The organism is Serratia sp. Ag1 (assembly GCF_000743355.1).
In the GTDB taxonomy this organism is placed as follows: Bacteria; Pseudomonadota; Gammaproteobacteria; order Enterobacterales; family Enterobacteriaceae; genus Chania.
In genome coordinates, this window is sequence record NZ_JQEI01000042.1 from 78,102 (window position 1) to 89,257 (window position 11,156).

General features: G+C 49.9%; 13 protein-coding genes and 1 pseudogene. 6 read left to right on the forward strand and 8 right to left on the reverse strand.

What is annotated here, in order from left to right; translation table 11 throughout:
- Position 1: 1 nt before the first annotated feature.
- The 3 genes from IV04_RS21515 to rplU all read right to left on the reverse strand — a co-directional run bounded on the left by IV04_RS21515 (position 2) and on the right by rplU (position 1,660).
- The gene (locus IV04_RS21515; RefSeq protein WP_037396381.1) at positions 2 to 973 is read right to left on the reverse strand and encodes a DMT family transporter; all 972 of its coding nucleotides are present in this window, start codon (positions 971 to 973) and stop codon (positions 2 to 4) included.
- A gap of 100 nt (positions 974 to 1,073) precedes the next feature.
- Complete coding sequence (rpmA, locus tag IV04_RS21520; protein WP_004933559.1) at positions 1,074 to 1,331, reverse strand: 50S ribosomal protein L27; 258 nt, start codon at positions 1,329 to 1,331, stop codon at positions 1,074 to 1,076.
- 17 nt (positions 1,332 to 1,348) lie between these two features.
- Positions 1,349 to 1,660, reverse strand: coding sequence for a 50S ribosomal protein L21 (gene rplU, locus IV04_RS21525; protein ID WP_037396379.1), 312 nt, complete (start codon positions 1,658 to 1,660; stop codon positions 1,349 to 1,351).
- 269 nt (positions 1,661 to 1,929) lie between these two features.
- Between rplU and ispB the strand changes: the two genes are divergently transcribed.
- Entirely contained in the window at positions 1,930 to 2,901 is a 972-nt protein-coding gene (gene ispB, locus IV04_RS21530) for an octaprenyl diphosphate synthase (protein ID WP_037396376.1), read from the forward strand.
- A 259-nt stretch (positions 2,902 to 3,160) separates the two neighbouring features.
- On the opposite strand, the gene IV04_RS21535 is transcribed toward ispB, so the two are convergent.
- Positions 3,161 to 3,514 carry a DNA-binding protein gene (locus tag IV04_RS21535; protein ID WP_037396372.1) on the reverse strand — a complete coding sequence of 118 codons (354 nt, stop codon included), beginning with the start codon at positions 3,512 to 3,514 and terminating at the stop codon, positions 3,161 to 3,163.
- Positions 3,515 to 3,695: 181 nt separating this feature from the next.
- Here IV04_RS21535 and IV04_RS25515 point away from each other — a divergent pair, with 181 nt between their 5' ends.
- A complete protein-coding gene (locus IV04_RS25515) occupies positions 3,696 to 3,956 on the forward strand; it encodes a helix-turn-helix transcriptional regulator (RefSeq protein ID WP_072010944.1) in 261 nt (86 codons plus the stop codon).
- Positions 3,957 to 4,024: 68 nt separating this feature from the next.
- Here the strand turns inward: IV04_RS25515 and mdh are convergent, their stop codons facing one another.
- The gene (mdh, locus tag IV04_RS21540) at positions 4,025 to 4,963 is read right to left on the reverse strand and encodes a malate dehydrogenase (protein WP_037396369.1); all 939 of its coding nucleotides are present in this window, start codon (positions 4,961 to 4,963) and stop codon (positions 4,025 to 4,027) included.
- A gap of 465 nt (positions 4,964 to 5,428) precedes the next feature.
- Between mdh and argR the strand changes: the two genes are divergently transcribed.
- Together argR and yhcN are read left to right on the forward strand one after the other, a co-directional pair.
- Positions 5,429 to 5,899: a transcriptional regulator ArgR gene (gene argR / locus IV04_RS21545; protein WP_037396366.1), complete on the forward strand. Its 471-nt coding sequence runs from the start codon at positions 5,429 to 5,431 to the stop codon at positions 5,897 to 5,899.
- Positions 5,900 to 6,318: 419 nt separating this feature from the next.
- A complete protein-coding gene (yhcN, locus tag IV04_RS21550; RefSeq protein ID WP_037396363.1) occupies positions 6,319 to 6,582 on the forward strand; it encodes a peroxide/acid stress response protein YhcN in 264 nt (87 codons plus the stop codon).
- A gap of 192 nt (positions 6,583 to 6,774) precedes the next feature.
- Here yhcN and mpl read toward each other — a convergent pair whose 3' ends face one another.
- Positions 6,775 to 8,154 (reverse strand): UDP-N-acetylmuramate:L-alanyl-gamma-D-glutamyl-meso-diaminopimelate ligase, encoded by a 1,380-nt coding sequence (mpl, locus tag IV04_RS21555; protein ID WP_037396361.1) that lies wholly within the window; start codon positions 8,152 to 8,154, stop codon positions 6,775 to 6,777.
- Between the two features lie 171 nt (positions 8,155 to 8,325).
- Here mpl and fbp point away from each other — a divergent pair, with 171 nt between their 5' ends.
- Complete coding sequence (gene fbp, locus IV04_RS21560) at positions 8,326 to 9,330, forward strand: class 1 fructose-bisphosphatase (protein ID WP_037396359.1); 1,005 nt, start codon at positions 8,326 to 8,328, stop codon at positions 9,328 to 9,330.
- Positions 9,331 to 9,407: 77 nt separating this feature from the next.
- Here fbp and IV04_RS21565 read toward each other — a convergent pair whose 3' ends face one another.
- Positions 9,408 to 9,932 carry a tyrosine-protein phosphatase gene (locus IV04_RS21565; protein WP_161782109.1) on the reverse strand — a complete coding sequence of 175 codons (525 nt, stop codon included), beginning with the start codon at positions 9,930 to 9,932 and terminating at the stop codon, positions 9,408 to 9,410.
- Between the two features lie 291 nt (positions 9,933 to 10,223).
- Here IV04_RS21565 and ppa point away from each other — a divergent pair, with 291 nt between their 5' ends.
- Positions 10,224 to 10,751: an inorganic diphosphatase gene (gene ppa / locus IV04_RS21570; RefSeq protein ID WP_037396357.1), complete on the forward strand. Its 528-nt coding sequence runs from the start codon at positions 10,224 to 10,226 to the stop codon at positions 10,749 to 10,751.
- A 122-nt stretch (positions 10,752 to 10,873) separates the two neighbouring features.
- Here ppa and tnpA read toward each other — a convergent pair.
- A pseudogene (gene tnpA / locus IV04_RS21575) lies at positions 10,874 to 11,156 on the reverse strand (IS200/IS605-like element IS1541A family transposase); the annotation flags it as partial.

Genomic DNA, 11,156 nt, shown 5'->3' on the forward strand with positions numbered 1-11,156 from the left:
ATCATTCACCGGGCTGCTTCAAAGAAGCAACCAGGTTGGGTTCTGCCCGTCGCGGCCACCAGCGGTGACCAATTGCGGAAAACATAGCGCCTGCTACCACCACGAAAGCACCAACATAACCGACGACATTTAACGTCGGGGCGGCGAAAACTTGCGGCCATGCCAGCGCCAATAAATCTGAAAACATTAGGGTGAACAACGGAGTGAGCGTCACTACCGCACTCACCTGCGCCGCCTGCCAGCGCGCCATTGCTTCTGCCAGCGCACCGTAGCCAATCAGCGTATTCGCCCCACAGAATAGCAAGCAGGCTAGCTGCCAGTTGCTGAGCTGGAAAATCACCTCAGGCTTGGCCAGTGGGAATAAAGCAATCGCGCATAAAGTGTACAGTATGACCAGAATCTGCGGCGACGCTAATCGGCGCAACAGCACTTTTTGAGCCACTCCATAGGTCACCCAAACCATCGCTGCACACACGCCCAGCAAAACACCGAGGGTGTAATCCGTCAGCCGGGTAAAAATTTCAATCAGGCTGACGTTAAAAAACAACATCAACCCGCAAATCAGCATCAATGCCCCAATCACCTGGGTGATTCGCATCCTTTCTTTCAGGATCAGTACACTGGCGAACATCATGCCCACAGGCGACAGTTGACCGATCACTTGCGATGCCGTCGGGCTCAGGTATTGCAGTGAAGAACTGAAAAACACAAAGTTGCCCAGCAAACCTGCGGTAGCAACGATCAACAAGAGCAACCAGCGCGGCTGACGAAACATTTTCATCGGCGGCAAACGCCCGCGCACCGCCAAAATCATGCCCAGACCGAGAGCCGCAATGGTAAAACGGTACCAGACGATGGTAAACGGCTCCATCACCTTCAGCACTTCTTTCATCGCGATGGGCAACGCCCCCCAGCAAATTGCTGTAGTGAGCGCCAGGAGAATCCCCATGCCGGCCTGTTGTTTTGATTCCATATATCCTGATACCTACGGGCCTGAACACCAGTGCCCTATAAATGTAAAAAGCCCCGCAACGAATTGCGGGGCTTACATCTATTTCGTAAGGCTCGAAAAATTATTCAGCTTCGATGCTGATAAATTTACGATTGCTCGGGCCTTTAACTTCGAATTTGACTTTACCGTCTTTCAAAGCAAACAGAGTGTGGTCTTTGCCGCAACCCACGTTGGTACCAGCGTGGAATTTGGTACCGCGCTGACGAACGATGATGCTGCCTGCCAGTACTGCTTCGCCGCCAAAGCGTTTTACGCCCAGACGTTTAGCTTCTGAATCGCGACCGTTACGAGTCGAGCCGCCAGCCTTTTTGTGTGCCATTAATCCGCTCTCCTAACTTAAGCGCTGATGCCGGTGATTTTAACGTCAGTGAACCACTGACGGTGGCCCTGCTGCTTACGGTAGTGCTTACGACGACGAAACTTAACAATCTTGATTTTTTCGCCACGACCGTGAGCAACGACTTCAGCTTTGATCTTGCCGCCATCGACGTAAGGAACGCCGATTTTGATATCTTCGCCATTAGCGATCATCAGAATCTGGTCAAACTCAACCGCTTCACCAGTTGCGATGTCCAGCTTTTCCAAGCGAACGGTTTGACCTTCGCTTACTCGGTGTTGTTTACCACCACTTTGGAAAACCGCGTACATATAAAACTCCGCTTTCCGCGTGCCCAACTGTTCAGTACAGAGCGCGCTATAAATATTCACAATAGGGCGCGAATTCTACGCAATAATCCCGCCTATGACAAGAGCATAATGGGGGCTGAAGATGAAAAAAGAAGAAAAAAAACACAGTTTCTTTCATGGCATTTATCTGAGGCGTTTTTCAAGTACAATCAGAGACAACAGTGACCGCCCTATACCGATGTGAGCAGCAATCTCATCGCGGTGAACAGAAACACAGCTGAAAAAACACAATGAACCTAGAACAAATTACTGAGTTAACCGCGCAAGATATGGCGGCCGTGAACGCAACAATTCTCGAACAGTTGAATTCCGATGTCACGCTCATCAATCAACTTGGCTATTACATTATCAGCGGTGGCGGTAAACGTATTCGTCCGATGATCGCCGTGCTTGCCGCGCGGGCGTTGCACTATCAGGGGGATAAACATATTACCGTGGCCGCCCTGATCGAATTCATTCACACCGCAACGTTACTGCATGATGACGTCGTGGACGAGTCCGATATGCGCCGCGGCAAAGCCACCGCCAATGCGGCCTTCGGCAATGCAGCCAGCGTGCTGGTTGGGGATTTCATCTATACCCGCGCTTTCCAGATGATGACTAGCCTGGAATCGTTGCGCGTGTTGGCGTTGATGTCTGAAGCCGTCAACGTTATTGCCGAAGGTGAAGTGCTGCAACTGATGAACGTGAACGATCCTGATATCACCGAAGAAAACTACATGCGGGTGATCTACAGCAAAACCGCCCGTCTGTTTGAAGCGGCGGCACAGTCATCGGCCATTCTTGCTGGTGCCAGCGAAGCCGAAGAGAAAGCACTGCAGGATTATGGCCGCTACTTGGGTACGGCGTTCCAGCTGATCGATGATCTGCTCGATTACAGCGCTGACGGGGTGACGTTAGGGAAAAATACCGGTGACGATCTCAATGAAGGTAAACCCACCCTGCCCTTATTACATGCGATGCACAATGGCGATGCAGAGCAGTCAGCGATGATTCGCACCGCCATTGAACAGGGAAATGGCCGCCATTTGCTGGAGCCCGTTTTGGCCGCGATGCAAGCATGCGGTTCACTCACCTACACTCGCCAGCGTGCAGAAGAAGAAGCGGATAAAGCAATTTCTGTTTTGCAGGTGTTGCCGCAATCACCCTACCGTGCTGCGCTGGAAGGATTAGCACATCTGGCCGTTCAACGTAATTTTTAAGAAACAAAAACTTTCCTAATATTCAAATAGGTCTGGATACCAGGCCTATTCATTCCTTCAATTAATGAATCCCTTGCTATGAACCTGTAATGCCTGTCAGTTAGTCGAACCCTTCTTTATGTGATTACCGCATAAGAAAATTACTCAGCGATAACTCAAGGGCGGCTTATTGACCAAAGAAAAAATAAACCAAAATCACGAGCAGGAAGCCCCTGCTGCAAAAGAGCTATTTTGCGAAACTCCACGCGCCATGCACATGTTACTTATCCTTCTCGGCCACCCACGCTAACAGGCTGCCAACACCTTCACGCATCAGAAACGCCATAAGCTGCGCCCGCTCGCTGTCTGACAGGTGGTAATAATATTCAACCCAGACCGCCAGAGGATCCTGCCGTTCCACCTCATAAGCCGCCGGTTCTTCCCGTAGAATCAACAACTTCCTCACGCTGGTCGGCAGACTGTCAACATGGTACTCCAACGCTTTTCCTTGTACGCCTTTGCGGCGGCGGCTGACCCAGCCTTCACGCCGTGCCATGAGGTTGATTCCCTGTGTAGAGGAAGGTAATCCTGCTAGGCCTATAAGCTCCTTGGCGGCAAACCACTCGTTTTTCATAGCCATTATCTCTGGACAATAGTGTGGCAAGACAAATTTTTCAGAAACCATAAGATGTTTTTTAGAAACTTAGTGGTATTCTGGTTTCTGAATAAGCGTTTCATGTTGTTCAAACGATTAATTCTGACCTGTTAGTTATACCACTAACAGAACTTTCTCTAATCAAAAAAGGAATGTAAACATGAATTCACGGAATCCAGACTGGCATCCTGCAGACGTAATAGCGGCGTTGAAGAAGAGAGGTACGACATTGGCAGCGGTTTCACGCCAGGCAGGGCTAAGCTCATCCACTCTTGCCAATGCGCTGTCACGCCCTTGGCCGAAGGGAGAATGGCTGATTGCCGACGCATTGAATGTTCATCCTGCGGAAATTTGGCCAAGCCGATATTTTGATCCGCACACACAGCGTCTGCTGGACCGAAAAAGTCGTATCAAATCATGAGAAAAATAAAAAAAACCGCCGGACTGTAGTTCCGGCGGCTTTTGCAGGCTTTAATCGTACCGGCGCTATCAATTGTTGATAAATTTCTCGCCCAGTTCGATATCTTTGTGCAGCACGTCCAGCATTTCGTTCAGCGCTTGTTGTTCGAACGCGCTCAGGGCACCGATATCCTTACGTTCTTCAATACCGTTTTTGCCTAATACCAGAGGTTGTGCGAAGAAGCGGGCATATTTGCCATCACCTTCAACGTAGGCACATTCCATAATGCCCTTCTCACCGCTCAGCGCGCGCACTAAAGACAAACCGAAACGTGCAGCGGCCTGGCCCATAGACAGAGTCGCGGAACCGCCACCGGCTTTAGCCTCAACCACTTCGGTACCCGCATTCTGGATACGCTTGGTCAGGTCAGCAACTTCCTGCGCGGTAAAGCTCACGCCAGGGATCTGTGACAGCAGAGGCAGAATGGTTACGCCTGAGTGACCACCAATAACAGGCACTTCCAACTCTTCTGGCTGCTTGCCTTTCAGCTCAGCCACGAAGGTATTAGAACGAATAATGTCGAGAGATGTCACGCCAAACAGCTTGTTCTTGTCATAAACACCGGCTTTTTTCAACACTTCAGCGGCGATAGCAACTGTGGTGTTCACCGGGTTAGTGATGATACCGATGCAGGCTTTCGGGCAGGTTTTAGCGACTTGCTCGATCAGATTACGCACAATACCGGCGTTCACATTGAACAGGTCCGAACGATCCATACCCGGCTTACGTGCCACACCGGCAGAAATCAGCACTACATCGGCACCGTGCAGCGCAGGGGTCGCATCTTCACCACTGAAGCCTTTGATTTTAACTGCGGTTGGGATGTGGCTTAAGTCAACGGCAACGCCTGGGGTAACAGGGGCAATGTCGTAGAGGGTGAGTTCAGAACCTGAAGGAAGCTGGGTTTTGAGTAGAAGGGCGAGGGCCTGGCCGATACCGCCAGCAGCACCGAGAACTGCAACTTTCATCCTATACTCCTTTATTATCTTGAATATAAAAGCGCCGTGAATTCTTTGGCCTCGGACCTTAATTTATTACACCTTTAAAAACAACCTATTAACAGTCGGTTTTAGAGCTGGCGCAATAAAACGCCCGATGTCGCGCTTATTTTAGATTAAATAGCTTACGCATTAAGGGCATAGCGCACACTAATCGAAAATAGTGCAAGGTTCTTCACTGGCGAGTTAACCGGGCGTTACATTACACCCTTACATAACATCAGAACAACATCATTTTAATAACATTTTCGTTACTGAAAAGCTGACTCGTTTCCTGCGTCAAAAGGCATATTCATGAGATATAGATTTTGTTAAAATGCCGCCCGCGCCTTAGTTTCTCTGCATTATTTACGCTCTATCCATCTTGCCACATTGCATAAAAATTCATTGATATGCATAATAATAGCTCCCTTTGGCAACATTCCACGGTGCAAAATGCGTAATCCCGCAAAGCAGGAAGATCTGATCAAAGCATTCAAAGCGTTACTGAAAGAAGAAAAATTCAGTTCTCAAGGCGAGATCGTTTTGGCGCTGCAAGAGGAAGGCTTCGAAAATATCAATCAGTCCAAAGTGTCGCGCATGCTGACCAAGTTCGGCGCGGTGCGAACGCGCAATGCCAAAATGGAGATGGTGTATTGCCTTCCTGCGGAACTCGGTGTGCCAACCACCACCAGCCCGCTGAAGAATCTGGTGCTGGATGTCGACCACAATGATGCCATCGTGGTGATCCATACCAGCCCCGGAGCCGCACAGCTGATTGCACGCCTGTTGGATTCACTGGGCAAATCCGAAGGGATCCTGGGCACCATCGCAGGTGATGACACCATTTTCGTCACCCCTGCCAGTACATTCACCGCGCACCAGCTTTTTGAAGCGATTCTCACTTTGTTCGAACAAGAACTGTGACGCATGCCGTTAACAAAATAGGGCTGATGAAGGCCATATTTTGTTAACGTTTTCTAACCATAACGCTCCCTCTGATATTTCTGCCCGCATCTATCTCCCTATGACCTTAGGCTGTAACTTGAGTCTGACGGGCCTATTTCAATGACAATTGCGTATGAGTAATCAGTAGCATCTTTGATGTTTCGCACTTTTAGTCAAAGGCACTTAGCTCATTGAAATCACATAAATTTAACATCAATCGCTCATTTAATCACCGCTTTTTATTCCATTACGCTATTAAAAATAAAAGTGACCAAATAAAGTTTCACTACAGATCGTTAGCTGGCTATTAATTTTTGTCGTTACTAAGCCTATACTCATTTCCGTGACGTAAATCACGGTTCACAGGAACTAACAAAAGAATATAAAGAGGCCAAACCATGAAAATTAAAACTACCCTTGCAGCAGTAAGCCTTCTCTCTATGCTTTCCTTTGGGTCATTTGCAGCACAATCCATTGATGCATCGCAGGCTGAAAAATTGCAATCTGCAGGAACGATCACCGTGAGCGGTGTCGGTGCAGCACCATCAGATATCCGTCAGGCGTTGTCTGCCAAAGCCGACGCTAAAGGTGCGACCGCTTATCGTGTGATCGAAGCACGCAGTGAAGGCAACTTCCACGCCACCGCAGAAATTTACAAGTAATAACTAAGAGAGTGCATTTACCGAACTTCCCTCGTCACTGCCACTGCCGAGTTCTGAGATAAATGCCCATTTCCTAGAAAACCTCGTCATTCTATTCGACGAGTCCTATTGCCCTCGCTTGCGAGGGCTTTTTTATTGAGATAAAAAAGGCCGCATTCGCGGCCTGAGATGGATAGCTCGTAGGGAAAGCTTTCAATAAACCTCTTTCGGCTTGGCATTTTCAGCCAACGCTGCCAGCAGTTTATCGTGAATACCGCCAAAACCACCGTTACTCATCACCAGAATAGAGTCACCCGGCTGAGCGACTTTGACGATCATTTCCACCAAGGTATCGAGATCGGCACTCCAATGTGCCTTTTGTACACAGGCATCGGCCACTTCGGCGACCTGCCAAGGAATGTGGTGCGGTTGGAACAGGAACACTTCATCAGCCCGGCCAAGCGAAGGCGCCAGATCGTTTTTGCTGATCCCCATCTTCATGGTATTAGAACGGGGCTCCAGTACCGCCAGAATCCGCGCCGTGCCCCCAACCTTACCGCGTAGCGCGGCCAGCGTAGCAAGGATAGCGGTTGGGTGATGAGCAAAGTCATCATAAACCGCAACACCGTTGGCTTCGCCACGCAGTTCCAGGCGACGGCGAGCATTAATAAAATCACCCAACGCGCGACAGGCATCAGCAGGTTGCACACCAACATGGCGGGTCGCCGCGATCGCCATCAGGCCATTATGCATATTGTGTTCACCCACCAATGCCCAGTTAACCTCTCCAACTTTATCGCCATCGAGAAAAACTTCGTAATGACTCGCATCCGGCGTCAGTTTGTGTGCGCGCCAAGCGCCTTCATCGCCCACCAGTTCCTGCTCACTCCAACAGCCCATCGCCATCACCTGTTTCAGGTGTGCATCATTGTCTGGCAGGATGATTTTGCCTTTGCCCGGCACCAAACGTACCAGATGATGGAACTGTTTCTGGATCGCTTTCAGATCGTCAAAAATATCTGCATGATCAAACTCCAGATTGTTCATGATCAGCGTGCGTGGGCTGTAATGCACAAACTTGGAGCGCTTGTCGAAAAAGGCACAATCGTATTCATCCGCCTCGATCACAAAGAACGGGCTGCCGCCGAGCCGCGCAGAAACATCAAAGTTACCCGGCACGCCACCGATCACAAAACCGGGTTGATAACCGCAGGCTTCCAGGATCCAGGTCGCCATCCCGGCAGTGGTGGTTTTACCGTGCGTACCGGCCACCGCCAGCACCCAGCGATCGCGCAGTACCTGATCGTGCAACCACTGCGGGCCAGAAACGTAAGGAATACCGCGCTCTAACACCGCTTCCACACAAGGGTTTCCGCGCGTCATTGCATTACCGATAATCACCAGATCGGGTACGGGATCCAACTGCGCCGGATCGTAACCCTGGATCAGGTCGATCCCCTGATTTTCCAGCAGCGTGCTCATTGGGGGATAGACGTTGGCATCAGATCCCGTAACCTCATGTCCAAGCGAGCGCGCCAGCATTGCCAGCCCACCCATAAAGGTGCCGCAGATCCCAAGAATATGTATGCGCATTAGGTTTCTCATTTGAGTGCATCGATTTAGTACTTATTCTAACGCTCAGAATCGCCGGGAAGAAATGGATTTGCCTATGAATGGCGTAATGCTTTGGGCTACACTGGCTGGCGAAAACGTTGGCGGTTTGTTAACAAACCGCTATCCATCCGTAGATTCAGGGATTGTGTCATGAAAACGTTAGGCGAATTTATCGTCGAGAAACAGCACGACTTCTCTCACGCCACCGGCGAGCTGACTGCGCTACTTTCTGCAATTAAACTGGGTGCCAAAATCATCCACCGTGATATCAACAAGGCTGGTCTGGTTGATATTCTGGGGGCCAGCGGCATTTCCAACGTCCAGGGCGAAGTTCAGATGAAACTGGATCTGTTCGCCAATGAAAAACTCAAAGCAGCGCTGAAAGCGCGCGGTGAAGTTGCAGGCATCGCTTCGGAAGAAGAAGACGACATCGTCATATTCGACGGCGAGCGGGCTGAAAACGGCAAGTATGTGGTGCTGATGGATCCGTTGGACGGCTCGTCCAACATTGATGTTAACGTCTCCGTCGGTACGATTTTCTCGATCTATCGCCGTATCACACCGATCGGTACTCCTGTTACCGAAGAAGATTTCCTGCAGCCTGGTAGTGCGCAAGTTGCTGCTGGTTACGTGGTTTACGGTTCATCCACCATGCTGGTGTATACCACCGGTTATGGCGTACATGCCTTCACTTACGATCCGTCGCTGGGTGTGTTCTGTCTCTCACACGAGAAAGTGCGTTACCCGGAAAAAGCCTGCATGTACTCCATCAACGAAGGTAACTACATCAAGTTCCCGCTCGGGGTGAAGAAATACATCAAATACTGCCAAGAGCAGGATGAAGCGACACAACGCCCTTATACCTCACGTTATATCGGTTCACTGGTTGCCGACTTCCACCGCAACCTGCTGAAAGGCGGTATCTATATTTATCCAAGCACCGCCAGCCACCCGCAAGGCAAGCTGCGCCTGCTGTATGAGTGCAACCCGATGGCTCTGCTGGCTGAACAGGCCGGTGGCAAAGCCAGCGATGGCAAAAGACGCATTCTGGATATCGTACCGGAGAAACTGCACCAGCGTGCACCGTTCTTCGTCGGAACCAAATCCATGGTAGAAGAAGCCGAACGTTTTATCGCTGAATTCCCAGACGAATAAGCCCGTTCCAGCTTTCCTGGCAGCAAGAAATCTGCTGCCAGGACTCTCTGTTGTACCGAACAAAATCCCGAGCGTCTTTACTGTGGTAAACCGGCTGGAACGCCGAAAACGCGCTGTTGTATCTGATTAACATCAACATCACGCACGTAGCGCGCAATGCCGCCATAATAGCTTTCGTGATAGCCATATTCCGGTTTGCGCAATTCAGCCAACACATCCGCTTTAGCGGCATGCTCAAAGACCAACCGATACATTGCCACAATCAGCCCGGTACGATCGCTACCGTGCCAGCAATGCACCAGCATCGGTTTCTGGGCAAAGCGGATTTCTCGTAACGCACTGACCACGATCTCATCATTGATCACCGCAGCGTTCATAGGCACACGGCGCAGTATCAGACTTGTCCCCTTCGCTTCACTGTCATCATCATTCCATTGCCGAAGGTTGAGAACAGTTTTGATACCGCTCTGCTCCAACGCCTGCATTTGCGCTGCGTCCGGTTGGGCAGAACGGAATAAATCCGGGGAAACCTGATGATAATTCTGTGGTAAACCAAGAACCGTTGCATTAATCGCCTGACTGCATATCAAGAGGGTGAACATTACCAGTAATCGCACTTGATAATATAAGTTCGAATTCTTTTCCTTTCTGCTGCGCTGCAACTTATCAACCATGCTCAAACTTCCTTAACGGTTCCGTGGGGGCCTAATATACCTGTAATTGGCGTATTTGATAGAGGGAGCCCAAACCGTGAGCGGTCTGATAATTCTCCTTGGCGACATAAAAATGAAGCGTCTAGAACGACGTGGCGCCTGAAAAATCGCAGTACTTTGAGAGTGTTTTGGCTATAATTAGCCACCACTCCATTTCTGGTTTGATTAAAGGAAACCGACATGAGCTTGAATCTGGTCCCTGCTGGCAAAGACCTGCCGGAAGACATCTATGTAGTTATCGAAATCCCGGCGAACGCCGATCCAATCAAATATGAAATCGACAAAGATACCGGTGCGCTGTTCGTTGACCGTTTCATGTCAACGGCGATGTTCTATCCGTGCAACTACGGTTACATCAACAATACACTGTCTCTGGACGGTGACCCGGTTGATGTACTGGTGCCAACCCCGTACCCGCTGCAGCCTGGTTCAGTGATCCGCTGCCGTCCGGTCGGCGTGCTGAAAATGACTGACGAAGCCGGTGAAGATGCAAAACTGGTTGCCGTACCGCACAGCAAACTGACAAAAGAGTACGATCACGTGAAAGACGTGAACGATCTGCCAGAACTGCTGAAAGCACAGATCACTCACTTCTTCGAGCACTACAAAGATCTGGAAAAAGGCAAATGGGTGAAAGTGGATGGCTGGGCAGATGCTGCTGCCGCTAAAGCTGAAATCGTTGCCTCTTTCGAACGCGCCAAAAAATAATTTGCCTCGGTTCGAATAAATATCCTCCGGCATAGCCGGAGGTTTTTCATATGCGCCTATAAGGCTCTCTTGCCTGCCGCGCCCTAACAGGCGCATTGCGATCTGACATTTGCATCTATGGATTACTTACGGCCCGTAAACGGGCTGCCAGGATACGGGATCGACAACTGCTCACCCATTTTATCCTCTTCCAGTTGGTGCTTTATGTATTCTTGTATCCTGGCTGTATTTTTCCCAACCGTATCAACGTAATACCCTCGGCACCAGAACTCCCTGTTACGGTATTTGAACTTCAAATCGCCAAACTGCTCATAAAGCATCAGGCTGCTCTTTCCCTTCAGATATCCCATAAAGCCCGACACACTCATTTTGGGCGGGATTTCTACAAGCATATGGATATGATCC